Annotated in this window: 25 protein-coding genes and 1 riboswitch; of the genes, 10 read left to right on the plus strand and 15 right to left on the minus strand. The window is 57.9% G+C overall.

Annotated elements, in window-relative coordinates:
* Positions 1-146 precede the first annotated feature (146 nt).
* Complete coding sequence (gene rhlE / locus H5P17_RS22695) at positions 147-1508, minus strand: ATP-dependent RNA helicase RhlE (protein WP_020825734.1); 1362 nt, start codon at positions 1506-1508, stop codon at positions 147-149.
* A 302-nt stretch (positions 1509-1810) separates the two neighbouring features.
* On the opposite strand from rhlE, the gene cecR reads away from it, so the two are divergent.
* The 5 genes from cecR to H5P17_RS22720 are packed head-to-tail and all read left to right on the plus strand — an operon-like array spanning position 1811 to position 7515.
* Positions 1811-2500 (plus strand): transcriptional regulator CecR, encoded by a 690-nt coding sequence (gene cecR / locus H5P17_RS22700; protein WP_182825357.1) that lies wholly within the window; start codon positions 1811-1813, stop codon positions 2498-2500.
* Between the two features lie 18 nt (positions 2501-2518).
* Positions 2519-3505: a secretion protein HlyD gene (gene hlyD, locus H5P17_RS22705; RefSeq protein ID WP_044548984.1), complete on the plus strand. Its 987-nt coding sequence runs from the start codon at positions 2519-2521 to the stop codon at positions 3503-3505.
* Between the two features lie 10 nt (positions 3506-3515).
* Entirely contained in the window at positions 3516-5246 is a 1731-nt protein-coding gene (locus H5P17_RS22710; RefSeq protein WP_182825359.1) for an ATP-binding cassette domain-containing protein, read from the plus strand.
* Positions 5243-6397: an ABC transporter permease gene (locus H5P17_RS22715; RefSeq protein WP_044548981.1), complete on the plus strand. Its 1155-nt coding sequence runs from the start codon at positions 5243-5245 to the stop codon at positions 6395-6397. The genes H5P17_RS22710 and H5P17_RS22715 overlap by 4 nt, the downstream gene beginning before the upstream one ends.
* Positions 6398-6408: 11 nt before the next feature.
* Positions 6409-7515 carry an ABC transporter permease gene (locus H5P17_RS22720; protein ID WP_182825361.1) on the plus strand — a complete coding sequence of 369 codons (1107 nt, stop codon included), beginning with the start codon at positions 6409-6411 and terminating at the stop codon, positions 7513-7515.
* A 43-nt stretch (positions 7516-7558) separates the two neighbouring features.
* On the opposite strand, the gene H5P17_RS22725 is transcribed toward H5P17_RS22720, so the two are convergent.
* The 6 genes from H5P17_RS22725 to moaA all read right to left on the minus strand — a co-directional run bounded on the left by H5P17_RS22725 (position 7559) and on the right by moaA (position 11121).
* Entirely contained in the window at positions 7559-8269 is a 711-nt protein-coding gene (locus H5P17_RS22725) for a Bax inhibitor-1/YccA family protein (RefSeq protein WP_020825728.1), read from the minus strand.
* Between the two features lie 129 nt (positions 8270-8398).
* Positions 8399-8866, minus strand: coding sequence for a molybdopterin synthase catalytic subunit MoaE (gene moaE / locus H5P17_RS22730; protein WP_020825727.1), 468 nt, complete (start codon positions 8864-8866; stop codon positions 8399-8401).
* Positions 8867-8868: 2 nt separating this feature from the next.
* Positions 8869-9114 (minus strand): molybdopterin synthase sulfur carrier subunit, encoded by a 246-nt coding sequence (gene moaD, locus H5P17_RS22735; protein WP_012005757.1) that lies wholly within the window; start codon positions 9112-9114, stop codon positions 8869-8871.
* Positions 9111-9590, minus strand: coding sequence for a cyclic pyranopterin monophosphate synthase MoaC (moaC, locus tag H5P17_RS22740; RefSeq protein ID WP_122077649.1), 480 nt, complete (start codon positions 9588-9590; stop codon positions 9111-9113). Before moaC ends, moaD begins: the two co-directional genes overlap by 4 nt.
* Positions 9591-9595: 5 nt before the next feature.
* Positions 9596-10108: a molybdenum cofactor biosynthesis protein B gene (gene moaB / locus H5P17_RS22745; RefSeq protein ID WP_182825363.1), complete on the minus strand. Its 513-nt coding sequence runs from the start codon at positions 10106-10108 to the stop codon at positions 9596-9598.
* 26 nt (positions 10109-10134) lie between these two features.
* Complete coding sequence (gene moaA, locus H5P17_RS22750; protein WP_182825365.1) at positions 10135-11121, minus strand: GTP 3',8-cyclase MoaA; 987 nt, start codon at positions 11119-11121, stop codon at positions 10135-10137.
* A riboswitch (molybdenum cofactor riboswitch) is annotated at positions 11108-11250 on the minus strand. Its footprint overlaps the gene before it by 14 nt.
* 260 nt (positions 11251-11510) lie before the next feature.
* Here moaA and yvcK point away from each other — a divergent pair.
* Positions 11511-12428, plus strand: a complete 918-nt coding sequence (gene yvcK / locus H5P17_RS22755; RefSeq protein WP_020825723.1) for a uridine diphosphate-N-acetylglucosamine-binding protein YvcK — start codon at positions 11511-11513, stop codon at positions 12426-12428.
* Between the two features lie 4 nt (positions 12429-12432).
* Here yvcK and H5P17_RS22760 read toward each other — a convergent pair whose 3' ends face one another.
* Both H5P17_RS22760 and uvrB read right to left on the minus strand, forming a co-directional pair.
* Positions 12433-12690, minus strand: coding sequence for a VF530 family DNA-binding protein (locus H5P17_RS22760; protein ID WP_044548972.1), 258 nt, complete (start codon positions 12688-12690; stop codon positions 12433-12435).
* A 108-nt stretch (positions 12691-12798) separates the two neighbouring features.
* Positions 12799-14811 carry an excinuclease ABC subunit UvrB gene (uvrB, locus tag H5P17_RS22765; protein WP_182825367.1) on the minus strand — a complete coding sequence of 671 codons (2013 nt, stop codon included), beginning with the start codon at positions 14809-14811 and terminating at the stop codon, positions 12799-12801.
* Between the two features lie 1333 nt (positions 14812-16144).
* Between uvrB and H5P17_RS22770 the strand changes: the two genes are divergently transcribed.
* Complete coding sequence (locus tag H5P17_RS22770; RefSeq protein ID WP_044548969.1) at positions 16145-16855, plus strand: ATP-binding cassette domain-containing protein; 711 nt, start codon at positions 16145-16147, stop codon at positions 16853-16855.
* A gap of 38 nt (positions 16856-16893) precedes the next feature.
* On the opposite strand, the gene bioD is transcribed toward H5P17_RS22770, so the two are convergent.
* From bioD to bioB, 4 genes are read right to left on the minus strand one after another with little or no spacing between them, the layout of a single operon-like run.
* On the minus strand, positions 16894-17568 hold the full coding sequence (gene bioD / locus H5P17_RS22775; RefSeq protein ID WP_182825369.1) for a dethiobiotin synthase: 675 nt from the start codon (positions 17566-17568) through the stop codon (positions 16894-16896).
* The gene (bioC, locus tag H5P17_RS22780) at positions 17561-18328 is read right to left on the minus strand and encodes a malonyl-ACP O-methyltransferase BioC (protein WP_182825371.1); all 768 of its coding nucleotides are present in this window, start codon (positions 18326-18328) and stop codon (positions 17561-17563) included. The genes bioD and bioC overlap by 8 nt, the downstream gene beginning before the upstream one ends.
* Positions 18312-19463, minus strand: coding sequence for an 8-amino-7-oxononanoate synthase (gene bioF / locus H5P17_RS22785; protein WP_182825373.1), 1152 nt, complete (start codon positions 19461-19463; stop codon positions 18312-18314). Before bioF ends, bioC begins: the two co-directional genes overlap by 17 nt.
* A complete protein-coding gene (gene bioB / locus H5P17_RS22790) occupies positions 19463-20500 on the minus strand; it encodes a biotin synthase BioB (RefSeq protein WP_044548963.1) in 1038 nt (345 codons plus the stop codon). The genes bioF and bioB overlap by 1 nt, the downstream gene beginning before the upstream one ends.
* A 90-nt stretch (positions 20501-20590) precedes the next feature.
* On the opposite strand from bioB, the gene bioA reads away from it, so the two are divergent.
* Positions 20591-21865 (plus strand): adenosylmethionine--8-amino-7-oxononanoate transaminase, encoded by a 1275-nt coding sequence (gene bioA / locus H5P17_RS22795; RefSeq protein ID WP_182825375.1) that lies wholly within the window; start codon positions 20591-20593, stop codon positions 21863-21865.
* Positions 21866-21869: 4 nt separating this feature from the next.
* Here the strand turns inward: bioA and H5P17_RS22800 are convergent, their stop codons facing one another.
* On the minus strand, positions 21870-22271 hold the full coding sequence (locus tag H5P17_RS22800; RefSeq protein WP_182825377.1) for a YkvA family protein: 402 nt from the start codon (positions 22269-22271) through the stop codon (positions 21870-21872).
* 165 nt (positions 22272-22436) lie between these two features.
* On the opposite strand from H5P17_RS22800, the gene H5P17_RS22805 reads away from it, so the two are divergent.
* A complete protein-coding gene (locus tag H5P17_RS22805) occupies positions 22437-22919 on the plus strand; it encodes a kinase inhibitor (protein WP_182825379.1) in 483 nt (160 codons plus the stop codon).
* Positions 22920-23019: 100 nt separating this feature from the next.
* Here the strand turns inward: H5P17_RS22805 and pgl are convergent, their stop codons facing one another.
* Positions 23020-24015: a 6-phosphogluconolactonase gene (gene pgl / locus H5P17_RS22810; protein ID WP_182825381.1), complete on the minus strand. Its 996-nt coding sequence runs from the start codon at positions 24013-24015 to the stop codon at positions 23020-23022.
* Between the two features lie 178 nt (positions 24016-24193).
* On the opposite strand from pgl, the gene H5P17_RS22815 reads away from it, so the two are divergent.
* On the plus strand, positions 24194-25018 hold the full coding sequence (locus H5P17_RS22815; RefSeq protein ID WP_020825711.1) for a pyridoxal phosphatase: 825 nt from the start codon (positions 24194-24196) through the stop codon (positions 25016-25018).
* The last annotated feature ends 31 nt before the right edge of the window (positions 25019-25049 follow it).

Genomic DNA, 25049 nt, shown 5'->3' on the forward strand with positions numbered 1-25049 from the left:
AATGCCAAGAGCCTGAGAAAGGTGCATAAAAAAGGGTTCCAGTCATGTCCTGGAACCCTTTTTACAGCAACCACCGGATCGTTCAACCGATCCTTAAACGATCGGCATTACCGTAAACGGTGGCTTTTTTATCATCAGGTATCAGCTTACTCGGCAGGACGGCTGCGCGGACGACGCGAAGGCGCGCCTGAACGCGGTTTGCCATCACCCTGCGGACGGGCACTGCCGCCACCGCGGTTTTCACGCTGGCCGCCGTTGCCACTGCGCTGGCCGCCACCGTTACCGGCGCGTTGACCACCGCCGTTGCCGCGCGGCGCACCACGTCCACCACCCTGACGGCCGTTAATGATCGGCTCCGCCTTGATGCTTGGATCCGGCTCGTAGCCTGGCAATGCGATACGTGGAATTTCACGCTTGAGCAGGCGTTCGATATCGCGCAGCAGCTTGTGTTCATCCACGCACACCAGCGAGATAGCCTCACCGGTACGTTCTGCACGACCGGTACGGCCGATACGGTGAACGTAGTCTTCCGGTACGTTAGGCAGCTCGTAGTTCACCACGTGTGGCAACTGGTCGATGTCCAGACCACGCGCCGCGATGTCGGTAGCAACCAATACGCGAATTTTACCGTCTTTAAAATCGGCCAACGCACGGGTACGAGCGCCCTGGCTTTTATTGCCGTGGATCGCAGCGGCCGTGATGCCGTCTTTGTTCAACTGTTCGGCCAGGTGGTTAGCACCGTGCTTGGTGCGGTTGAACACCAGCACCTGCTTCCAGTCACCTTCACCGATCATCTGGGACAGCAATTCCCGCTTACGCTTCTTGTCGACGAAGTGCACGCTTTGTTCGATCTGCTCGGACGCGGTATTGCGGCGCGCCACTTCAACCGATGCCGGGTTGTGCAACAGTTTGTTGGCCAGCCCTTTGATATCGTCGGAGAAGGTCGCAGAGAACAGCAGGTTCTGACGCTTGGCAGGCAGCTTGGCCAGCACGCGGCGGATATCATGGATAAAGCCCATATCCAGCATGCGGTCGGCTTCGTCCAGCACCAGAATTTCAACTTTGGACAGGTCTACGGCGCGTTGGTGTTCCAGATCCAGCAGGCGACCCGGTGTTGCCACCAGAATGTCGACGCCGCCGCGCAGTTTCATCATCTGCGGATTGATGCTCACACCGCCAAATACCACCAGCGAACGCAGGCGCAGGTATTTGCTGTAGGCTTCGACGTTTTCGCCGATCTGCGCTGCCAGCTCACGAGTTGGCGTCAGGATCAACGCGCGTACCGGGCGGCGGCCTTTGACCGGATGGTCATGCTTACTCAGCAGCTGCAACAGCGGCAGGGTAAAGCCAGCGGTTTTACCGGTACCGGTCTGGGCGCTGGCCATCAGGTCACGACCTTCCAATACGACAGGGATCGCCTGGCGTTGAATTGGCGTAGGTTCGCGATAGCCCTGTTCTTCAACAGCGCGCAGAATTTCAGCACTTAAGCCGAGGGTTTCAAATGACATAAAGAGAAAAACTCCAGATCCCCCCTAACCTAACAGTGTTCGGTGCAGTTTCCTGGGAGGATTATCAGACGGGACATTAAGCATGACCACGAGGGATTGGCACAAACTGCAGTGCACCAAGCGGGCGATTGTAGCAGAACTCGAACAAGAAAACGCAATTTTACTGGCTCAAAGCACAATATGCCGGGAATTCAGCCTGGTCCGAAAAAATAGCCTTAAATAAACGATGCCTACTGATTGCATTTTACCCAAGTTGGCATAAAGTTAATCATATGATTGATTAACTTTAGCGAGTGCCGTCAATGCCAAATAATCAGACCGCCAGCCGGGCACGGGGTGAGCAGGCGCGACAGCAGCTGATCGCCGCCGCCATCGAGATGTTCGGCGAATATGGCATTCAGGGTGCGACCACCCGCGATATCGCCCAGCGCGCCGGGCACAACATCGCCGCCATCACCTACTACTTCAATTCCAAAGAAGGCCTGTATCTGGCCGTTGCCCAGTGGATTGCCGATTTTATCCAGCAGGCGTTTCGCCCCCTGGCCGAAGAGATAGACCTTTTCTGGCAGTTGCCGGCCACCGAACGCCTGCCGGAGCACTACCTCGACCACCTGAAACGCGGCCTGCTGGCGTTCAGCGATCTGATGACGCAACCGCAGACGCTGAACCTGAGTAAAATCATGTCGCGCGAGCAGCTTTCCCCCACCGACGCCTACCCGCTGATCCACCAACAGGTGGTAGCGCCGCTGCATGACAAGCTTTGTCGCCTGCTGGCGGCCTACACCGGTCTGGATGCGCATTCGACCAAAATTGTGTTGCATACCCACGCGCTGATCGGCGAAGTGCTGTCGTTTCGCGTGGCGCGGGAAACCGTTCGCCGTCAGGCCGGGTGGCAGCAGATCGGCGCGACCGAGGCGGAACAAATCAGCGAGGTGCTGGCTGAACATATCGAGATTCTGGTTAATGGGCTGCGCCAACGCTATGGCGCGTAATTTCAGGCAGGGAGTGTTATGAACAAGAAACGCAGTGCCCTTATTGTGGCGGTTATTGTGCTGATCGCCGCGGCCGTTTACGGGGTTTGGTATTACCAGCAGCAGCAGGACAAACCGCTGACGCTGTACGGCAACGTGGATATCCGCACGGTGAATTTGGGCTTCCGCGTCGATGGGCGGCTGGCGTCGCTGACGGTGGATGAAGGCGATGCGCTTCAGCCGGGGCAATTGCTCGGGAAACTGGACGACGCGCCTTACATCAACGCCCTGCAGCAGGCACAGGCCAACGTCGGCAGCGCCAAAGCCAAACTGGCGCTGCTGCTGGCCGGTTACCGCACCGAGGAAATCGCCCAGGTACGTTCGGAAATGGCTCAGCGTCTGTCCGCGTTCAGCTACGCCGACAGCTACCTGAAACGTCAGCAAGGGCTGTGGGCGAAAAACGCCACTTCTGCCGATGCGCTGGAAGATGCCCGTACCGCACGCAATCAGGCGCAGGCCAACCTGCAGGCGTCAAAGGATAAGCTGGCGCAATACCTGAAAGGCAACCGCCCGCAGGAGATCGAAGAAGCCAAAGCCAATCTGGCGCAGAGCGAAGCCGCACTGGCTCAGGCACAGCTTAATTTACACGACACCACCCTGGTTTCGCCGTCGGCCGGCACCGTGCTGACGCGGGCCGTCGAGCCAGGCACCATGCTCAACGCCGGCGGCACGGTGTTTACCCTGTCGCTGACCCGTCCGGTCTGGGTACGCGCCTATGTGAATGAAGCCAACCTGGGTAAAGCAACGCCGGGCACCGAACTGGAAATTTATACCGACAGCCGGCCTGACAAGCCCTATCACGGCAAAATTGGCTTTGTGTCTCCGACCGCTGAATTCACGCCGAAAAGCGTCGAAACACCGGACCTGCGAACCGATCTGGTGTACCGCTTGCGGGTGATCGTCACCGATGCCGATGACGCGCTGCGCCAGGGGATGCCGGTTACCGTTCACTTTGCCAAACCTTGAGGGGACGGTGATGGAACAGGTGATTGAGCTGGAAGCGCTGGAGAAACGTTTTCCGTCGCTGCAAAAACCGGCGGTCGCCAGCCTGACGACCCGGCTGACCAGCGGCGCGGTTACCGGACTGGTTGGCCCGGACGGCGCCGGAAAAACCACCCTGCTGCGCATGCTGGCGGGTTTGCTCAAGCCCAGCAGCGGCAGGTTGCGCGTCGCCGGGCTGGATCCGATCGCTCAGGATCGCCAGTTGCACGCGATCCTCGGCTATATGCCGCAAAAGTTTGGCCTGTACGAAGATCTGACGGTGATGGAGAACCTGACGCTGTATGCCGATCTGCGCGGCGTCACCGGCGATCTGCGTAAACAGACTTTTGATCGGCTGCTGACATTTACCGATCTCACCCGCTTCACCACCCGACTGGCGGGCAAGCTGTCGGGCGGCATGAAACAGAAGCTCGGCTTGGCGTGCACGCTGGTCGGGCAGCCACAGGTGCTGCTGCTGGATGAACCCGGCGTCGGCGTCGATCCGATCTCGCGCCGCGAGCTGTGGCGTATGGTGCATGAGCTGGCCAACGACGGCATGCTGATCCTGTGGAGCACCTCCTATCTGGACGAAGCGGAACAGTGCCGCGAAGTGTTGCTGCTCAATGAAGGAGAACTGTTGTTCAGCGGCGCACCTAAAGATCTCACCCAGCGCATGGCCGGGCGCACGGTACTGATCGCGCCGCCTGCCGGCAGCCACCGTGCTCTGTTGCAACGGGCGATCTGCCTGCCTGTGGTCACCGACGGCGTGATCCAGGGCAAATACCTGCGCCTGATCCTGAAAGAAGGCGAAGATCACCGCCAGGTGTTGCAGGCGCTGGATCTGCCGGACGCCGAACTGAGCGAAGCGGAACCGCGCTTTGAAGATGCGTTTATCGATCTTCTCGGCGGCGGACCGAACAGCAAGTCGGCACTGGCGGAAATCATGCCAACCGTCGCAGGGGAAAGCACTGAAACCGTGATCGAAGCGCAGGGACTGACGAAAAAATTCGGCGACTTTGCCGCCACCGACCACGTGGATTTTAAAGTACAGCGCGGCGAGATTTTCGGCCTGCTGGGCCCCAACGGGGCCGGTAAGTCCACCACTTTTAAAATGATGTGCGGGCTGCTGGTGCCAACCGAAGGCAAGGCACTGGTGCTGGGGATGGATCTGAAAACCAGCTCCGGCAAGGCACGCCAGCATTTGGGCTATATGGCGCAGAAATTCTCGCTGTACGGCAACCTGACGGTGGCACAAAACCTGAAATTTTTCTCCGGCGTGTACGGCCTGAGCGGCAAAGCGCAGCGCGAAAAAATCAGTGAGATGTCCAGCGCCTTCAACTTCGACCCCATCATCAACCAGACGCCAGATTCGCTGCCGCTCGGCTTCAAACAGCGGCTGGCGCTGGCCTGCGCGCTGATGCACGAACCGGATATCCTGTTTCTCGATGAACCCACCTCCGGTGTCGATCCCCTCACCCGCCGTGAATTCTGGCTGCACATCAACGGCATGGTGGACAAGGGCGTTACCGTCATGGTTACCACCCACTTTATGGACGAGGCGGAATATTGCGATCGCATCGGGTTGGTGTATCGCGGCAAAATCATCGCCGCCGGGACCCCGGACGATCTCAAGCATCAGGTGGCCAGCAGCGAGAACCCCAATCCTTCGATGGAGCAGGCGTTTATCGAACTGGTGCAGGGTTATGATCAGGAGGAAAAAGCATGAATAGCGAAACGGCCAGCGCCAACGACAGCGGTTTCTCCTGGCGGCGGCTGCGCGCGCTGTGCCTGAAAGAGACGCGGCAAATTATGCGCGATCCGAGCAGCGGGCTGATCGCCTTCGTCATTCCGCTGATGCTGCTGTTTATTTTCGGCTACGGCATCAACCTGGATTCCAGCAAGCTGCGGCTGGGGATTTTGATGGAACAACAAAGCGAAGAGGCGCGCGATCTGGCTAACGCTTTTACCGGTTCGCCTTACATCGAGCCCACCATCAGCGACAATCGCCAGCAGCTGATCCAGCTGATGCAAGCCGGGCGCATTCGCGGGCTGGTGGTGATCCCCAATGATTTTGCCCAACGCATGGCACGGCCGCACGACAGCGCCCCCTTACAAATCATTACCGACGGCAGTGAGCCCAATACCGCCAACTTCGTTCAGGGCTATACCCAGGGCGTGTGGCAAATCTGGCAACAACAGCGCGCCACCGACAGCGGTCGCGAAGAAAAGCCCCTGATCGACGTGCAGATGCGCTACTGGTTCAACCCGGCGGCCATCAGCCGGCATTACATCATTCCCGGCGCCATCACCATTATCATGACGGTAATCGGCGCCATCCTCACCTCGTTGGTAATCGCCCGCGAATGGGAGCGCGGCACCATGGAAGCGCTGCTTTCCACGCAGGTGACCCGGGCCGAACTGCTGTTGTCCAAACTGGTGCCCTATTACTTCCTTGGCATGATCGCCATGCTGCTGTGCATGGTGGTTTCGGTGTGGGTGCTCGGGGTGCCCTATCGCGGTTCGCTGCTGATTTTGTTCGTCATCAGCAGTCTGTTCCTCGCCAGTACGCTCGGCATGGGGCTGCTGATTTCCACCATTACCCGCAACCAGTTCAACGCGGCGATGGTGGCGCTGAACGCCGCCTTTCTGCCGTCGATTATGCTGTCCGGCTTTATCTTTCAGATCGACAGCATGCCGGCCATAGTACGCGCCGTCACTTACATCATTCCGGCGCGTTACTTCGTCAGCACGCTTCAAACGCTGTTCCTGGCGGGCAACGTCGGCACGGTGTTGATGATTAACCTGCTGTTCCTGATCGCTTCTGCGGTGGTGTTCATCGGCCTGACGGCCTGGAAAACCCAGCGGCGGCTGGATTAAGGGGAAAGAAGATGTTTCACCGTCTCTGGACGTTAATCATTAAGGAAATGCAATCGCTGCTGCGCGACCCGCAGACCCGTGCCATTCTGATTTTGCCGGTTATTCTGCAGGTGCTGCTGTTTCCCTTCGCCGCCACGCTGGAGGTGACCAATGCCACCATTGCGGTGTACAGCGAAGACAGCGGCCATGCCTCAATCGAGCTGACCCAGCGCTTTGCCAAGGCCAAGGCCTTCTCCCACGTGCTGCTGTTGCGCAGCCCGCAAGAGATACAAAGCGTTATCGATAACCAAAAAGCGCTGCTGCTGATCCGTTTCCCGGCCCAGTTCTCACGGGATATTGCCAGCGGCAATACGGCCTCGCTGCAGTTGTTGCTCGATGGGCGCAACTCCAACAGCGCGCAGATCGCCGCCAACTACGTGCAGCAGATTGTGCAGGACTACCAAAATGAGCTGATCGGCAACCGCGCCAAGCCTAACAACAGCGAACTGGTGGTGCGCAACTGGTATAACCCGAATTTGGACTACAAGTGGTTTGTGGTGCCGTCGCTGATCGCCATGATCACCACCATTGGCGTGCTGATTGTCACATCGTTGTCGGTCGCGCGCGAGCGCGAACAGGGCACGCTGGAGCAGTTGCTGGTGTCGCCGTTGACCACCTGGCAGATTTTTATCGGCAAAGCGGTGCCGGCGCTGATCGTCGCCACCTTCCAGGCCAGCATAGTGTTGCTGATCGGCATCTTTATCTATCAGATCCCGTTCGCCGGTTCGCTGCTGTTGTTCTACGGCACCATGTTGATTTACGGGCTGTCGCTGGTGGGGTTCGGCCTGCTGATTTCGTCGCTGTGCGCCACCCAGCAACAGGCGTTTATCGGCGTCTTCGTGTTTATGATGCCGGCCATCCTGCTCTCCGGTTATGTTTCGCCGGTGGAGAATATGCCCGTGTGGCTGCAAAACCTTACCTGGGTAAACCCCATCCGCCACTTCACCGACATCACCAAGCAGATCTATTTGAAAGACGCCAGTTTCAGCATCATCTGGCACAGCCTGTGGCCGCTGTTGGCCATTACCGCCACCACCGGCAGCGCCGCTTACGCCATGTTCCGCCGCAAAATTGCATAAAAAAAGGGCTCAGCATGCTGAGCCCCTACAGTGTATATCGCGTTTAACGTCGGTTGCCGAAAATGCGCAGCAACATCAGGAACAGGTTGATGAAATCGAGATACAGCGTCAACGCGCCGACAATGGCGTATTTGCGGAAGCTGTCTTTATCATCGGCGTTCAGTTGCTCGCCCATGGCCTTCAGTTTCTGGGTGTCGTACGCCGTCAGGCCAACAAACACCACCACGCCGATGTAGGTAATCGCCCACATCAACGCCGTGCTTTTCAGCCAGATATTGACCAGCGAAGCCAGCACAATGCCGATCAGCGCCATAAACAGCATGCTGCCGAAGCCGCTCAGGTCGCGCTTGGTGGTGTAGCCATAAAGGCTCATCGCACCGAACATGCCGGCGGTCACCACGAAGGTGCTGGCGATCGAGCTGTAGGTGTAAGCGATGAAAATGCTGGAAAGCGTCAGCCCGGTCAGCGCCGAATAGAGCATAAACAGCGAGGTGGCGACCGTGCCACTGAGACGATTAACCATGCCGGAAATGACGAACACCAGCCCTAACTGCGCGATAATCAGGCCAAAGAAGGTGATCTGGCTGGAGAAGATAAAGTTAAGGATCGCAGGCGTGTTGGCCGCGTACCAGGAAACAAACGCCGTCAACAGCATACCGCAGGTCATCCAGCCATAAACCTGCGCCATATAAGCCTGAATGCCGCTGTTGGCACGTTCGACGATTGAACCATTAGAGCGTGGATATCGGTCCATGACGGTTACCTTTTGCGTATGAAACAAGATTTCGAGCCCCATTTATGGGGTTCGGCCTGCTATAAGCGTACCACATAAAACCTGATGGCAAAGCGGCAAAGGTATTGATTTGTTTCCGCTGTTTAACGGTTATTTATCTGCGTTATGCCAGCGTTCCGCGGCCTGCCGATCGCTGTCGCGCGCATCGACCCAACGGTCTCCCTGTCCGACGGCTTCGCGTTTCCAGAAGGGCGCCCGGGTTTTCAGGTAGTCCATGATGAACTCGGCGGCCTCGAACGCCATGCTGCGGTGCGCACTGGTCACGCCAACGAAGACAATCTCATCACCGGGAAACAGTTCGCCCACGCGGTGGATCACCGTCGCGCGCTGCAAGGGCCAACGGCTACGGGCTTCGTCCAGGATCTCGGCCAGCGCTTTTTCGGTCATGCCAGGGTAGTGCTCCAGCGTCAGCGCGCTGACGTCATCGCCCAGATTATGATTGCGTACCTTGCCGGTAAAGGTGACCACGGCGCCATCATCGTCGCACTGCGCCAACCACTGGTATTCGTCGCCGACGCTAAACGGCGCCTCACCCACGCGGATACGGGTATTTTCCACTCTTAACCTCCGGTTACCGGTGGAAAGAAAGCGACTTCATCGCCGGCGCGCAGCGGATGTTCGGCCGCCACCAGCGACTGGTTCACCGCGGTCAGCAGCTTGCCAGACTCCAGCGCCAATGCCCAACGGTCACCGCGTTCGCACAGCGCCTTACGCAGCGCCTCTACCGTCGGGTAATCTGCCGGCATCGATAAATCGCCGGTGCCAACCAGTTCGCGTACCTGAGCAAAAAAAAGAATATTAATCATAGTTCCACCTTAAAATCACCGGATTTGCCGCCGCTTTTCGCCAGCAGCCGCACCGGGCCGATCACCATGTCTTTCTGTACCGCCTTACACATGTCGTAAATGGTCAATGCGGCCACTGAAGCCGCGGTTAACGCTTCCATTTCAACACCGGTCTTGCCGGTCAGCCGGCAGCAGGTTTCAATCCGTACCCGGCTGTGTTCGGGCTGTGCCTCCAACTGCACTTCGACCTTGCTCAGCATCAGCGGATGGCACAGCGGGATCAGCTCCCAGGTGCGCTTCGCGGCCTGGATACCGGCAATGCGCGCCGTGGCGAACACGTCGCCCTTATGGTGGCTGCCATCGATAATCATCGCCAGCGTGGCCGGCAGCATCTCGACGAAGGCTTCGGCGCGCGCCTCGCGCACCGTTTCTGCTTTGGCTGAAACGTCGACCATATGAGCTTCGCCCGCGGCGTTAATGTGAGTTAGCTGCGTCATAATTTTTATTTCTTCAGATGTGGCAGAAAATTGCACGGGCGGTGACGCGCGTCCAACTGCTCTTCAATAATACGTTCCCAGGCGGTGCGGCAGGCGCGGGTCGATCCCGGCATGGCAAAAATCACCGTCTGGTTGGCCATACCGGCCAGCGCGCGCGACTGGACAGTGGCGGTGCCAATCTCTTCATAAGACACCATGCGGAACAGTTCGCCGAAGCCTTCCACTTCACGATCGAACAGCGGCAGCAGCGCTTCCGGGGTGTAGTCTCTGGCGGTAAAGCCGGTGCCCCCGGTGATCAGCACGGCCTGCACCCTTTCATCTGCGATCCACGCGGAAACGCGTGCGCGGATCAGATATTTGTCGTCTTTGACGATGGCGCGATCCACTACCCGGTGTCCGGCTTCAAGCGCCGCTTCTTGCAGGTACTGGCCCGAGGTGTCTTCCGCTTCGCCACGGCTGTCCGAAACGGTCAAAATAGCAATTTGTACCGGAATGAATTCACTGCTGGCATGACTCATTGCTTGCTCCCGTGCAATTGGAAAAGTTATCCGCCGATAAACGACAGGTTCTGCGTTATGCCACTGTTACCCTGATGCAGAAAGTGAGTCTGTTTCTTACTCAGCAGCCCGCCCTGGATGCGGTCCTTCAGTTCATCAAGCTGCTGATCATTCGTCAGCAGATCGCGCAGACCAATGCCCTGCTCGCCGAACAGACACAGGTGTAAATTGCCGATAGCGGAAACACGCAGCCGGTTGCAGCTGGCGCAGAAGTCTTTTTCATACGGCATGATCAAGCCCACTTCGCCCTGATAGTCCGGGTGGCTGAACACCTGCGCCGGGCCGTCGCTGCGGCCGCGCGGCTGACGCTGCCAGCCCTGCTGTTCCAGCTGCAAACGGATCACTTCACCGGAAACGTGGTGCTTGCGAAACAGATCGCCTCCCTCGCCGGTTTCCATCAGTTCGATAAAGCGCAGTTGAATCGGGCGGTCTTTGATCCAGTTAAGGAAGGCGCCGAGCTGTTGGTGGTTCACGTCACGCATCAGCACCGCGTTGACCTTCACCTTGCTGAAACCGGCGCTAAAGGCGGCGTCGATGCCGTCCATCACCTGGCGGAACTTGTCCTGCCCGGTAATGGCATGAAATTGGCGGGGATCCAGGCTGTCGACGCTGACGTTGACTGCCGTCAGGCCGGCATCACGCCAGCCGGCGACGTCGCGCGCCATACGGTAACCATTGGTGGTCACGGCGAGCTGGCGGATGGCCGGGTTTTCACGCACGGCGGCGATGATCTCGGTGAAATCGCGGCGCAGCGAAGGCTCTCCGCCGGTCAGGCGCACTTTTTCGGTGCCCAGTTCGGCGAATGCGCGACTGACGCGTCGGATCTCATCAAGCGACAAGAATGTTTTCGGACTGCCGTTCGGGCGGTAGCCGTCCGGCAAGCAGTAGGTGCAACGAAAGTTGCACACGTCGGTGATCGACAAACGCAAGTAATAGAACTTGCGCTCATAAGCATCAATGAGTTGCGGCACCATAACACCTTCCAAAGTCGGGAGATGCGAACGTTTCCGTTCTGCACCCTGGTGGCTGACTTCGCCACGGCCCAAGCGCCATATTGTTCGCCAGAACAACGTAGGCCCAGAGGCTAGGAGTTTTGGTCTCAGTTCCCGCAGTCGGAGTAGCCGGAACGAAACCGTGGTTTTCATCAGAATTCTAGCGCTAAACAAACGCGATAGCCAACGCGCAATTTCGCTATATAATTGTGTATACAGCGATTTTATGCGGTTCCTAATCTGGTAAACCATGATAAACGCCCTTTACGTAGACGAATTGACCGGAATCACGCAAATCACACTCTTTTTCGCGTTTTTACGCCAAATCCGCTACTTTATGCGGGCAGTTAAGCCCCCTTGTAAGGAAATTTATGCGTAATCGAACCCTGGCCGATCTCGATCGGGTGGTGGCATTAGGCGGCGGTCATGGTCTTGGTCGCGTGATGTCTTCCCTGTCGTCTTTAGGCTCCCGTTTAACCGGTATTGTCACCACCACCGATAACGGCGGTTCTACCGGCCGTATTCGCCGTTCGGAAGGGGGCATTGCCTGGGGCGATACCCGCAACTGCCTGAACCAGCTGATTACCGAACCGAGCGTGGCTTCCGCGATGTTCGAATACCGCTTCAGCGGCAACGGCGAGCTGTCTGGGCACAACCTCGGCAATCTGATGTTGAAAGCCCTGGATCACCTGAGCGTACGCCCATTGGAAGCGATCAACCTGGTGCGTAGCCTGCTGAAGGTGGACGCGGCGCTGATCCCGATGTCCGAACAGCCGGTGGATCTGATGGCGCACGATCATGAAGGCAACCACGTTTACGGTGAGGTGAATGTCGATCAACTTACCGACATGCCTCAAGAGTTGATGCTTTCGCCCCACGTCAACGCCACGCGCGAAGCGCTGGATGCCATCGCGCAGGCCGACGTGATCCTGATCGGACCGGGCAGCTTTCTGACCAGCCTGATGCCTCTGCTGTTGCTCGATGACCTTACGCAGGCTCTGCGTCGCAGCAGCGCCAATATGATTTATATCGACAACCTCGGACGCGAATTAAGCGTCGCGGCGGCGGCCTTGACGCTGAAGAACAAGCTGGAATTGATGGAGGCGAAAATTGGCCGCCAGATGATTGATGCCGTCATTGTCGGGCCAACGGCAGATACCCGTGAAGTGCAGGATCGGGTGGTGATCAAACAGCCGTTGGAAGCACAGGATATTCCTTACCGCCACGATCGTCAGCTGCTGCGCCAGGCGCTGGATCAGGCGTTGATCGAATTAGGTGCCCGCGCCTAAACGCTTACTTGCCGCCACGTAGCCACGGGTTATCGCTGGCGGCCTGCTCGACCATGTCGAGATAAAGATCTTCCACCTGTTTGCGCGCCCAGGGCGTGCGACGCAAAAATTTCAGGCTGGACTTGATGCTGGGATCGCTGCTGAAGCAGTTGATGCGAACTCGTTCAGCCAGCCCTGACCAACCGTAGTTTTCCACCAGTTTATTCAGAAGCTGCTCCAGAGTGATGCCGTGCATCGGGTCTTTGGACTGGTGTTGGGTCATGGTCAGTGGCTCGCAGTAGTCAAATGGCCGCACACCATAATCAGCTTTGGCGGAGGCGACAAGGATTTTATGTTTTGGCAGCGCCGCGCTCTGCAGCGCGCCAATGGGTTATGAAATGGCAATAAACTGCTCACGCAACTGGTGGATTTCATCACGCAAGCCCGCCGCCTGCTCGAACTCCAGGTTCTGGGCGTGGGTATACATCTGCGCTTCCAGCTCGCGGATTTTCTGATCCAGCGCTTTCGGCGTAAGATTTTGGTACTGAGCGGCACTCTCAGAAGCCTTGCCTTTCCCTTTGCCCTTGCTGCGGTTGCCCGGTTTGCCCAACTGCAAAATATCGGAAATTTTCTTGTTCAGGCCCTGCGGCACAATACCGTTTTCTTCGTTGAACGCCTGCTGTTTGGCGCGGCGACGCTCGGTCTCGCCGATCGCTCTGGCCATCGAGTCGGTAATTTTGTCACCGTAAAGGATCGCTTTACCGTTGAGGTTACGCGCCGCACGGCCAATGGTCTGAATCAATGAACGTTCGGAGCGCAGGAAGCCCTCTTTATCTGCGTCCAAAATCGCCACCAGCGACACCTCTGGCATGTCCAGCCCTTCACGCAACAGGTTGATACCCACCAGCACGTCAAACTCGCCCAGGCGCAGGTCACGAATGATTTCGACCCGTTCCACGGTATCGATGTCCGAGTGCAGGTAGCGCACCCGCTCGCCGTGCTCTTCCAGATATTCGGTCAGATCTTCCGCCATGCGTTTGGTCAGCGTGGTGACCAGCACACGTTCGTTGATCGCCACCCGCTTGCGGATTTCGGAAAGCAGATCGTCCACCTGGGTGGTCACCGGCCGCACTTCAATTTGCGGATCCAGCAGCCCGGTAGGGCGCACGACCTGATCGATAATGTCGCCACCGGATTTTTCCAGCTCGTATTTGCCCGGCGTGGCAGACACGTAGATGGTCTGCGGCGCCAGCGCTTCGAACTCTTCAAAGCGCAGCGGGCGGTTGTCCAGCGCCGACGGCAGGCGGAAACCGTATTCCACCAGCGTTTCCTTGCGTGAACGGTCGCCCTTGTACATGCCGCCGATTTGCGGAATGGTCACGTGGGACTCGTCGACCACCAGCAGGCCATCCGCCGGCAAATAGTCGAACAGCGTCGGCGGTGGCTCGCCTTCGCCGCGTCCGGACAGGTAGCGCGAATAGTTTTCAATGCCGGAGCAGTAACCCAGTTCGTTCATCATCTCCAGATCAAACTGGGTGCGCTGCGTCAGACGCTGTTCTTCCAGCAGCTTGTTGTTGGCCAGCAGCACCTTGCGCCGCTCGGCCAGATCCACCTTGATCTCTTCCATCGCCTGCAGGATCCGCTCGCGCGGCGTCACATAGTGCGATTTGGGGTAAATGGTAAAACGCTGCACTTCTTGTTCGATCTGGCCGGTCAGCGGATCAAACAGCGAAAGCCTTTCGACCTCTTCGTCAAACAGCTCTATGCGCAGCGCCAGTTCGTCTGATTCCGCAGGGTAGACGTCTATCACCTCACCGCGCACGCGGAATGTCGCGCGCTGGAAGGCCTGATCGTTGCGGCTATATTGCAGCTCCGCCAAACGGCGCAGGATCGCCCGCTGATCGATGATCATGCCTTTGGTCAGGTGCAACATCATCTTCAGGTACAGATCCGGATCGCCCAGGCCGTAAATCGCCGAGACCGAGGCCACCACGATCACGTCACGACGTTCCAGCAGTGCTTTGGTTGCGGAAAGGCGCATCTGCTCGATGTGTTCGTTCACCGAGGCGTCTTTTTCGATAAAGGTGTCGGAGCTGGGGACGTAGGCTTCCGGCTGGTAGTAGTCGTAGTAAGAAACGAAATACTCGACCGCATTATCGGGAAAGAACTCTTTCATCTCGCCATACAGCTGCGCCGCCAAGGTTTTGTTAGGCGCCAGCACCATGGTGGGCCGGTTGAGATCGGCAATCACATTGGCGACGGTAAATGTCTTGCCCGACCCGGTCACGCCGAGCAGCGTTTGGTGCGCCAGGCCATCCTCCAGGCCCTCTTCCAGCTTGCGGATGGCTTCCGGCTGATCGCCGGCCGGTTTGAATTCGGAATGCAGTTTGAAAACTTTACTCATAGACCCTTCGTCTTTCAAATTGCCGCGTTGCTACCGGCTGTCGTAGTGGGCGGGCGCAGCATGCAGCGCCCCTGCCTGGCGGAGAGGCGCGCGCTCGGGCGGCCATGGAGCTGTTGCTCGGTGAATGGCCTCTAATTATGGAAAGCCACGGCGATTTTCGCCAGTGCCTATGATACTGGATATAAAACCAGCTTCAAGCGGTTCGTCGCTTTAGCGTGCGCCAAATCAGGCCGAATGCACCGCCAGGGTTACAGCGGCGTGACATTTTTATTGTCAATAACAGATTTATCCCCAAAATCCGCCACGAATTAACTTATTGATAGCACTGTGGCGAAAAATCATACATAGGAACTTCATCAATACATCGGCCGCTTGATTTTAGTTAATTTATTGATTAATAATGATTTTATAAAAAAGACGAGATTGCGGACAAAGCGAACAGAACCCGCGTCCGCTCTCGCTTTAAACCGGTTTTCTAAATCTAATGCACAAGGTTATCCACAGGAATAGTGGATAACTCTCACCGCCCCGCCCCCGGCGGGAGTTGCAGAAAGAACGCTTTTTGCCGTTTCTGCCGGCCAAGATGGCTTTTTTAGTTATTTTTTCACAAAAATATCGCTTTGTTTATGCCGATTAATGCTAAAAAGCCCCATTGCCAAAAACAGATTTGTCCCATTGTTACCTTCCTTTGCTGCATCTTGCGGCGAGCGATGAAATAGCTTGCACCATAACTTTTCTGTTCAGCACCGGAAGAGTGCAAAAATCGTCCGTGTTAACTTTCCCGCTGTTTTTCCCCGGTTCCACCCAGCCCACGTCTGGCGCGCCAGACCGTTAACAAGGCAATAACAATCTCTGATTTACGCCGTTTAAAAAGTTGGCCCAAGGGTTGCATTACCCTTTCACGGCGAAAGTGGGCTCGGGGAAATCAACGCCCCGAAACGACAGAATGAGCTGCTCGGGGTTTAGCGTCACGCCAATGCGAATCAACTGACATTGACGACATAAACATGAGAGAGCGCTGACTAATGGCCTTTAGCTGCCATTTTCACCTATGTATTGCTTGCTTAAGTCAAAACTTAACTACCTCATTGAAGGTAGCAGATCAGCATTTTGTTCCAGACATTGAAACACTCGGGAAAGAAACCGCTAAGGCGGAAATCGCAGTAGGGAGTGGATGAAGCAAGGAAGAACGGGTTCGCCCCCCTTCCCTGCAACGGCCGCCCTGCGGTTCAGGCAGGTGAAATCGGCGCGGCCTGTTAAAGCTGCGTTACGCCGTCGCCCGCCATGAGCGTACAACCACGAGTGGCAGACAGGTCTTTGAGGAGAATGCCAGATGTTGAGTTTAAGGTCAGTGAATCAGTTTTATGGGCAAAACCATACCCTGTGGGATATCAATCTGGAACTGCCGCGTGGCCAATGCACGGTACTTATCGGCCGTAACGGCGTAGGCAAAACCACGTTGGTCAACTGCATTATGGGCCATTTGCCGGTGGTCAGCGGCAGCATGACCTGGCAGTTGGCAGACGAACCCCCGCAAAATCTGCTGCAGCAGCCCGTAGAAACCCGCACGGAGCTGGGGATCAGCTACGTTCCCCAGGGCCGACAGATCTTTTCGCAGCTCAGCGTAGAGGAAAACCTGCAGGTGGCGCTGATGGCCGGGCGAGATAAATCCCGACGCATTCCGCCGTTGATTTATAACCTGTTTCCCAATCTAAGGGAGATGCGTGGCCGTCGGGCCGGCGATTTGGGCGACGGTGAACAGCAACAGCTGGCAATTGGCCGTGCGCTGGTACTGGAACCGGAGCTGCTGATCCTCGACGAACCCACCAGCGGTGTTCAACCGTCCATCGCCGCCGATATCGGCAACGTGATCCGCAAGCTTAACCGGGAATTGGGCATGACTATCCTGCTGGTGGAGCACAAGCTGCCCTTTGTCCGCCGCGTGGCGGATCGCTTTTGCCTGATGGATCAGGGGCGCAGCGTGGCGAATGGTACGCTGGAACAGTTGGATGAGGATTTGATCAATGCCTATCTGGCGGTGTGACGAACAGGATCTGGGGGAAGAAATTTCCCCCAGTCTCCTTATAAAACGCTCAAATCCAGATGCTGCCCCAGCGCCTGCCGTTCAACTTCGGGCAGATGGGGGATCTCCCCCAGCAGCGGGGCCGGTAACATGCGGCGCAGCGTGGCCATATATTCCTGATGGCGGCGACCCGGTGCGCAAACGTCATTGGCGATCCAACCGACCAGCGGCAACCCCGCCTGCCGGATAGCCTGTGCGGTCAGCACGGCATGGTTAATGCAGCCCAGCCGTATTCCGACCACCAAAATAACTGGCAGTTGTTCCTGCTGCACCCAGTCGGCGAAGGTATGTTGCTCACTAAGCGGCGTAAACCAGCCCCCGGCACCCTCGACCAACAGCCAATCGGCCCGCTGCTCCAGGTGACGTAACCCGGCGGAAAGCTGAGCCAGTTCGATCGGTCGCCCTTCGTCGGCGCTGACAATGTGCGGTGAGGTCGGTTCTGCAAACACATAAGGGTTTACTTCGCCATAGCTTAGCGCCACCGAACTATTGGCCTGCAATGCCAACGCATCGCCGTTACGTAGTCCTTCCATGGTCATCTCGCTGCCTGAAGCTACCGGTTTGTAGCCGGCCGTGCGGTAACCCGCCAAATTGGCTGCCTGCAGCAAGGCGCTGCTGGCCACGGTTTTGCCCACTTCGGTGTCGGTGCCGGTGACAAACCAACGCTTAATCACGATAAATCACTCCATAAACCAGATGATAACTGAGCGGGAACTGCCCGCGGCGGCAGGGATAGGCTGCCTGCAAAGCAGCGAGGCGCTGTCGGGACAGCAGGCCGGCTTCGCGCCCCTGATGCAAATGGGTGGCACCGATCCCCTTGAGGGAGCGCATCAACGCCATTACGTCCGCGTAATTCAGGGTTTGCCATTCCGCCTGCAGGTGATGGCGATAACCCGCACAGGCCGCCTCAATCTGCGCCAGCGGCAGAAAATCATTAACATGGCGCTCACCGTCCACCTGCTGCCAGGCATCACCCAGTTCTTGCAGCGATCCTTGCGCCAGGGTGGAAAAAAGAATCACGCCGCCCGGGCGGGTAACGCGGTACAGCTCTGCCAACGCACGCGGCAGATCGCTGCACCATTGCACCACCAGGCTGCTGAAACTGATGTCCACGGCGGCGTCGGGTAGAGGCACATTTTCGATGTCGCCTAACAGATAATGATCCGCCGCCTGCTGCTGTCGGGCAAAGGCCAGCATGCCCGGCGCCAGATCGAGCGCCGTCACCTGCTTGCCCAGCTCTCGCCAGCGGCGGCTGAAATAACCGGTGCCACAGCCGGCATCGAGCAGTTGCTCGCCACGGTGTTCCTGCCCCATCCCCAGTAAGCGCTCACCCACATCACGCTGCAATACCGCCGCCGCGTCATAACTTACGGCCGCGCGGCTAAAGGCCGAAGCGACCGCTTGCTTGTTAACCTGTTCAAACGCTGACGTCATGCAATACCTCCAGCAGACGATCGATATCCTGCGGCTGATGCGCTGCCGTCAGGGTAATACGCAGACGCGCGCCGCCCGGCGGTACCGTCGGCGGGCGGATCGCACTCACCCACAGGCCTTGCCCACGCAGGTGCTGCGCCAAATCAAGCGCTCGCTGATTATCCCCCACCAGCAACGGCTGAATGGCGGTAAGCGACTCCGTCAGCGTCAGCGACAATTGGGCCGCCCCCTGGCGAAAACGATGAATATTGCTGTGTAACCGGGTGCGAAGTTCGTCGCCCTGCTGGATACAATGCAGAGCCGCTTGCAGCGCACAGGCCTGTGCCGGCGGCATCGCCGTGCTGTAAATCAGATGACGGGCAAACTGCAGCAGGTATTCTGCCGTAGCTTCATCGCACAGGACCGCAGCGCCACTGAGGCCAAAGGCTTTGCCGAAAGTGACCACCAACAACTCGGGCCGTACGCCCTGCTGCCAGCAACTGCCGCGCCCCTGTTCCCCCTGAACGCCAATGCCGTGTGCGTCGTCAACCATCAACCAGCCGCCCGCCTCGCGGGTCAAACGGTGCAGCGCTGCCAGAGGGGCACTGTCGCCGTCCATACTGAAAACTCCTTCGGTGACCGCCAGCGTCTGGCCGCCACAGGGTTTCGCCAGCAAATCGGCCAATGCCTGCGGTTGGTTATGCCGAAAACGCCGCAGTTGGGCCGGTGAGTGAGCCGCCGCCTCCAGCAGCGAAGCGTGGCTAAGCCGATCGGCCAGAATGCGATCCTCTTCCTGCATCAACGCCGCCAGCAGCGCCTGATTGGCGGCATAGCCGGAGATAAACAGCAGCGCACGTGGATAGCCCAGCCATTCCGCCAACTGCTGCTCCAGCGCCTGATGTGCGGTACAAAAACCGGTCACGTGGCCGGAACCACCGGACCCCACGCCATATTGCTGCGCACCCTGCTGCCAGGCAGCGATCACCTGCGCATTCTGGCTCAGCCCCAGATAGTCATTGCCGGAAAAATTCAGGTAGCGTTGGTCGTTAAGCTGAAGATGGCGACCATTGCCGCCCTGATTCACCAGACGGCGGCGGTAAGCGGCGCTCTGTTGCCGCTCCTCCAGCGCCTGTGCAATACGTTGTTGCCAGCTCATTACAGCGCCGCGTTGTAAAACTCGGCGGTATCGGCCTGCATCAGGCGCGCAGCCAGCACTTCTTGTTGCTGATTGTCGCCGTGCTCGGTTTCGGTCTGCTGCGGGTTGAGGCCCAGCTTGCGGAACAGCTGCAGATCCTTGTCCTCTTCCGGGTTTGGCGTGGTCAGCAGCTTGCAGCCATAGAAGATGGAGTTGGCGCCGGCCATAAAGCACATTGCCTGGGTTTGTTCGTTCATCTGTTCGCGACCGGCAGAAAGACGGACGTAAGAAGCCGGCATCATGATGCGTGCCACTGCGATAGTGCGAATGAAATCAAAAGGATCGACGTCTTCGTTATCCGCCAGCGGCGTCCCCTTGACCTTCACCAGCATGTTGATCGGCACGCTCTCCGGCGGAGTGGGCAGATTGGCCAACTGCACCAGCAGCCCGGCGCGGTCACGCACCGTTTCCCCCAACCCAACGATGCCGCCGGAACAGACCTTGATGCCCGCACCGCGCACCTTGCCCAGCGTATCCAGACGTTCCTGATAGCTGCGGGTGGTGATGATGCTGCCGTAGAATTCCGGCGAGGTATCCAGGTTGTGGTTGTAATAATCCAGTCCAGCCTCGGCCAAGCGTTCCGCCTGAGATCCCTCCAGCGTGCCCAGCGTCATGCAGGTTTCCATCCCCATGGCCTTCACGCCTTGCACCATTTGCTGCAGGTAAGGCATATCGCGCTCGTGCGGGTTTTTCCACGCCGCGCCCATGCAGAATCGGGTCGAACCGTTTGCCTTGGCCTTGCGCGCCGATTCCAGCACCTGCTCCACCTGCATCAGCCGCTCCGACTCCAGGCCGGTTTTGTAGCGGGAGCTTTGCGGACAGTACTTGCAGTCTTCCGGACAGGCGCCGGTTTTGATTGATAACAGCGTGCTCACCTGCACCTGACGCGGATCAAAATGCTGGCGGTGAACCGTCTGGGCTTCAAACAATAACTCAAGCAGGGGTTTATCAAACAGGGTCTGGGCAAGACCCACTGTCCAGTGAATGCGATCGGCCATCACGGCGTCTCCAAAAATGAAAAAAGTGTCGTCAGTTTAGATATTGTGGATATACTGTCAACCATTACACACATGATTTGGTTTACAAGTATGTCTGTCACTGCCTCCGACCTGGAATTCGATCAGCGCCATATCTGGCACCCTTACACCTCGATGAGCCACCCACTGCCCTGTTATCCGGTAGAGGCCGCCAGCGGCGTTGAACTGCAGCTGGCCGATGGCCGACGCCTGATTGACGGTATGTCGTCCTGGTGGGCGGCCATTCACGGTTATAACCACCCGCAGTTGAACCTGGCTGCGACACAGCAGTTGGAAAAGATGTCGCACGTGATGTTCGGCGGCATTACCCATCCCGCCGCGATCGAGCTGTGTCGCAAGCTGGTCGCCATGACGCCGGAAGCGCTACAGTGCGTGTTCCTGGCAGATTCCGGCTCGGTGGCGGTGGAAGTGTCGCTGAAGATGGCGTTGCAATACTGGCAAGCGCGCGGAGAACGGCGGCAGCGTATTCTGACTCTGCGCCACGGCTACCACGGGGATACCTTCGGCGCGATGTCAGTGTGCGATCCGGACAACTCGATGCACAGCCTGTATCAGGGATATCTCGCGCCACACCTGTTCGCCACTGCGCCACAGTGCGGTTTCGATCAGGCCTGGGATGAACATGATATTGCCCCGTTCGCCGCACTGCTGGAGCAGCATGCCGGTGAAGTGGCAGCGGTGATCCTGGAACCGGTGGTTCAGGGGGCGGGCGGCATGCGCATCTACCATCCGACTTACCTCAAACGAGTACGCGAACTCTGTGACCGTTATCAGGTACTGCTGATTGCCGATGAGATCGCCACCGGCTTCGGACGTACCGGCAAGCTGTTTGCCTGTGAACATGCCGACGTGGTGCCGGATATTCTGTGTCTGGGCAAGGCGTTGACCGGCGGCTACATGACGCTTTCCGCCACCCTGACCACGCGCCACGTGGCGGAAACCATCAGCAACGGCGCTGCGGGCTGCTTTATGCACGGCCCTACCTTTATGGGCAATCCTTTGGCCTGCGCGGTGGCGAATGCCAGCCTGTCGCTGCTGGCGGAAAACCGCTGGCAGCAGCAGGTGGCCGCTATCGAAACCCAGTTGAAACAGCAGCTATTGCCGCTGAAAATGCAGCCAAAAGTAGCGGACGTGCGAGTATTGGGAGCGATTGGCGTGGTGGAAATGCGCGAACCTGTGGATATGGCGCAGCTACAGCGCGGATTCGTCGAGCGCGGCGTGTGGATCCGCCCCTTCGGCAAACTGATTTACTTGATGCCACCTTACATCATCGATCCTGAACAGCTCAGCAAATTGACCGCCGCGGTCACCGCCGCGGTGCAGTAACAGGTTACCAATGCTGGTCCAGATAACGGGCCAGCAATACCAGGCACAACACCCACAGCAATATGATCATTACCGCCGCCATCCGGCCGGTAGGATTATCGATACGCCTTTGCGCCTTCTCGCGAAACTCCGCCATCAGCGGATTGGGGATCAACCGCACCGCCAGCATAATGCCCAGCGGCACTATAACCACGTCGTCCAGATAGCCCAGCACCGGAATAAAGTCCGGGATCAGATCGATAGGCGATACTGCATAACCCGCCACCAGCAGGGCGATCAATTTGGCATACCAGGGCGTGCGCCGGTCGCGGGCGGCCAGCCAAAGAGCATAAATGTCGCGCTTGATGCCCTTGGCCCAGCGGCGCAGCCAACCAAACCACGGCGTGCGTTTTTTTAATGAAATCATGATTGCTTGTATCGATCTGTGAATTATTGATGTCGCGTATGTAGCTTCGGCGTTAACGAGGATAACCCATAGAGCAGGCCGCTGGCGAGGTGCAATGAGGCTTGTGTTATGACGTCAAAAAGGTCTAGCTTAGGCATTCAGCTTTTACCGACCAATGGAGTCATTATGAGCTTTCGTTTGTACAGCAACGATCTGCAAGACGGCGCGAAAATGCCGGAGCGCCAGGTGTTTAACGGCATGGGTTATCAAGGCGATAATCTGTCGCCGCATCTGGCCTGGGACGGCGTGCCGGAAGGCACCAAGAGTTTCGTGATTTCGGTTTACGATCCCGATGCGCCGACCGGCTCCGGCTGGTGGCACTGGGTGGTGGCCAATATCCCGGCAACCACGCGTGAACTGCCGCAGGGCGCAGGTTCCGGCAAGGGCGGCTTACCGACCGGCGCGATCCAGACCCGCACCGATTTTGGTTCCGCCGGTTATGGCGGCGCAGCGCCACCGCAGGGAGAAAGCCACCGCTATCAGTTCACCGTCCACGCACTGGACGTAGAAAGCATTGAGGTGGATGAAGGTTCCAGCGGTGCCCTGGTCGGTTTCAACGTGCACTTCCATAGCCTTGGCAGCGCCACGCTGACGGTGAAATACAGCTGATTCTCGGGAAAAAGAACCCCATCCCGAGAGACTGTAGGGGCGCAGCATGCTGCGCCCTCATTATTCATTCGCCCTTAGGGCAACCGGGCATCATTTACTTCTACTTCGCTAATACGCTTACCCACATCGGGCCTCTACCCACCGGGTAACGTGCCAGAGTGGTCAGCTTGCCGCTGGTCTGATCGATTTCATACACCCCGATATGATCGGACTTCTGACCGGACGAGATCACAAAGCGGCCGCTGTGGTCGATGTTGAAGCCGCGCGGCTGCTCTTCGGTCGGGTGGTACCCGACAACCGACAGGGTGCTGCCGTCTTCGGAGACGCTGAAAATCGTCAGTATGCTGGCGGTGCGGTCGCTGGTGTAGAGGAAGCGGCCATTCGGCGTGAGGTGAATATCCGCCGCCCAACGGGTGCCGTTGAAATCGGCAGGCATGATATCCAGCGTTTGCGCCTGGGTGTATTTAGCGCCGTTTTCACTGATGGCCAGCACATCTACCGTACCGTCCAGCTCGTTGACGCAGTAGGCATATTTGTCGTTCGGGTGGAATGCCATGTGGCGCGGACCGGCACCGGCGGCAGTTGCTACCGCTTCCTGAGCATGCGGCGTCAGTTCGCCCTGTTGATCCAAATTGAACAGACGAATGCGATCTTCTTTCAGGCAAGGCACCAACAGCAGTTGGTTGGTCGGGTCGATATTGGCCGAGTGCGGCGCAGTTAAACCGTCAATCTGCTGAATAGGTGCACCCACTACGCCGTCATGGCCAATAGGACTGACGCTGGCGCAGTTGCCGCTGTAGGAGGCGGAGAACAGATAACGCCCCTGCAAATCGGTAGAGATATGGGTCGGGCTGCCCGGCAGCGGTGCCATGCCGGCCTGTTGCAGCGTACCGTCCGCCTCGATGCGGTAGCTGACAATGCCGAACGCCGGGCGCACGCCGACGTACAGGTGCGTTCGGTCCGGGTGGATCGCCATCGGTTGCACCTGGCCCGGGACTTCGACGGTTTGCAGCAGCGCCAGGGCCCCCGCATCGCCTAACTGCCAGACGTGAATTTGCTGGCTTTCCGGGCTGGCGACATAAACGATTTGCTTCATGTGTTCTCCTTGAATAGGGTAAGAGAGAAACCGGTTTCAGGTTTTTCGGTTTCCCCTAGCTTACCTCACATCCGTGACATAACAACCCTGTGTTGCTGAGGAAATCTGTGCTGTTTTATCCATCGCTTATCCGGTGTACCATCGGTTTAATTTTGTTGCTAACGATAATGAGATCCCTATGAGCTACCGCGTCATTGCCCTCGATCTGGATGGCACCCTGCTGGACAACCAAAAACGCATTTTACCGCAGTCGCTGGCAGCCCTGGCGCAAGCGCGCGCTGCCGGTATCAAAGTGATTGTCGTCACCGGCCGCCATCACGTGGCGATCCACCCGTTTTATCAGGCGTTGGAGATAGACACCCCGGCAATCTGCTGCAACGGCACCTATCTGTATGACTTCCAGCAGCAAAAAGTGCTGGCCGCCGATCCGCTGGCCAAAGATCAGGCCAAACTGGTGCTGCAAATGCTGAAACAAAGCGGTATTCACGGCCTGATGTACGTGGACGACGCCATGCTGTATCAGGAACCGAGCGGCCACGTCACCCGTTCACTGGCCTGGGCGGAAACCCTGCCGCCGGCACAGCGCCCAACGCTGTTGCAGGTCAACAGCCTGGTGCAGGCAGCCGATGAAGCGCAGTCAATCTGGAAGTTCGCCACTTCGCACGCCGATATTCCTGCGCTGCGCCAGTTTGCCGAAACGGTAGAAAAAGAGCTGGGACTGGCCTGCGAATGGTCGTGGCACGATCAGGTCGATATCGCCAAAGGCGGCAACAGCAAAGGCAAACGCCTGCAGCAGTGGGTCGAGTCGCAGGGCCTGAGCATGGATCAGGTGGTGGCTTTCGGGGATAACTACAATGACCTCAGCATGCTGGAAGCGGTAGGCCTGGGCGTGGCGATGGGCAATGCCGATGACGCTATCAAGCAACGCGCCGATTTGGTGATCGCCGATCACCTGCAGCCCGGCATCGCCGAGGTGATCCGCACGCGCGTACTGGGTCAATAATTCGTGATTGCCCTCCCCACAGGGAGGGCGC

The organism is Serratia sp. OS31 (assembly GCF_014164835.1).
In the GTDB taxonomy this organism is placed as follows: domain Bacteria; phylum Pseudomonadota; class Gammaproteobacteria; order Enterobacterales; family Enterobacteriaceae; genus Serratia; species Serratia liquefaciens_A.

What these genes read in the sequence shown, in the direction of transcription:
- rhlE (WP_020825734.1), bottom strand. Translation starts at nt 1,508, where the DNA reads ATGTCATTTGAAACCCTCGGCTTAAGTGCTGAAATTCTGCGCGCTGTT.
- cecR (WP_182825357.1), top strand. Translation starts at nt 1,811, where the DNA reads ATGCCAAATAATCAGACCGCCAGCCGGGCACGGGGTGAGCAGGCGCGA.
- hlyD (WP_044548984.1), top strand. Translation starts at nt 2,519, where the DNA reads ATGAACAAGAAACGCAGTGCCCTTATTGTGGCGGTTATTGTGCTGATC.
- H5P17_RS22710 (WP_182825359.1), top strand. Translation starts at nt 3,516, where the DNA reads ATGGAACAGGTGATTGAGCTGGAAGCGCTGGAGAAACGTTTTCCGTCG.
- H5P17_RS22715 (WP_044548981.1), top strand. Translation starts at nt 5,243, where the DNA reads ATGAATAGCGAAACGGCCAGCGCCAACGACAGCGGTTTCTCCTGGCGG.
- H5P17_RS22720 (WP_182825361.1), top strand. Translation starts at nt 6,409, where the DNA reads ATGTTTCACCGTCTCTGGACGTTAATCATTAAGGAAATGCAATCGCTG.
- H5P17_RS22725 (WP_020825728.1), bottom strand. Translation starts at nt 8,269, where the DNA reads ATGGACCGATATCCACGCTCTAATGGTTCAATCGTCGAACGTGCCAAC.
- moaD (WP_012005757.1), bottom strand. Translation starts at nt 9,114, where the DNA reads ATGATTAATATTCTTTTTTTTGCTCAGGTACGCGAACTGGTTGGCACC.
- moaC (WP_122077649.1), bottom strand. Translation starts at nt 9,590, where the DNA reads ATGACGCAGCTAACTCACATTAACGCCGCGGGCGAAGCTCATATGGTC.
- moaB (WP_182825363.1), bottom strand. Translation starts at nt 10,108, where the DNA reads ATGAGTCATGCCAGCAGTGAATTCATTCCGGTACAAATTGCTATTTTG.
- moaA (WP_182825365.1), bottom strand. Translation starts at nt 11,121, where the DNA reads ATGGTGCCGCAACTCATTGATGCTTATGAGCGCAAGTTCTATTACTTG.
- yvcK (WP_020825723.1), top strand. Translation starts at nt 11,511, where the DNA reads ATGCGTAATCGAACCCTGGCCGATCTCGATCGGGTGGTGGCATTAGGC.
- H5P17_RS22760 (WP_044548972.1), bottom strand. Translation starts at nt 12,690, where the DNA reads ATGACCCAACACCAGTCCAAAGACCCGATGCACGGCATCACTCTGGAG.
- uvrB (WP_182825367.1), bottom strand. Translation starts at nt 14,811, where the DNA reads ATGAGTAAAGTTTTCAAACTGCATTCCGAATTCAAACCGGCCGGCGAT.
- H5P17_RS22770 (WP_044548969.1), top strand. Translation starts at nt 16,145, where the DNA reads ATGTTGAGTTTAAGGTCAGTGAATCAGTTTTATGGGCAAAACCATACC.
- bioC (WP_182825371.1), bottom strand. Translation starts at nt 18,328, where the DNA reads ATGACGTCAGCGTTTGAACAGGTTAACAAGCAAGCGGTCGCTTCGGCC.
- bioF (WP_182825373.1), bottom strand. Translation starts at nt 19,463, where the DNA reads ATGAGCTGGCAACAACGTATTGCACAGGCGCTGGAGGAGCGGCAACAG.
- bioB (WP_044548963.1), bottom strand. Translation starts at nt 20,500, where the DNA reads ATGGCCGATCGCATTCACTGGACAGTGGGTCTTGCCCAGACCCTGTTT.
- bioA (WP_182825375.1), top strand. Translation starts at nt 20,591, where the DNA reads ATGTCTGTCACTGCCTCCGACCTGGAATTCGATCAGCGCCATATCTGG.
- H5P17_RS22800 (WP_182825377.1), bottom strand. Translation starts at nt 22,271, where the DNA reads ATGATTTCATTAAAAAAACGCACGCCGTGGTTTGGTTGGCTGCGCCGC.
- H5P17_RS22805 (WP_182825379.1), top strand. Translation starts at nt 22,437, where the DNA reads ATGAGCTTTCGTTTGTACAGCAACGATCTGCAAGACGGCGCGAAAATG.
- pgl (WP_182825381.1), bottom strand. Translation starts at nt 24,015, where the DNA reads ATGAAGCAAATCGTTTATGTCGCCAGCCCGGAAAGCCAGCAAATTCAC.
- H5P17_RS22815 (WP_020825711.1), top strand. Translation starts at nt 24,194, where the DNA reads ATGAGCTACCGCGTCATTGCCCTCGATCTGGATGGCACCCTGCTGGAC.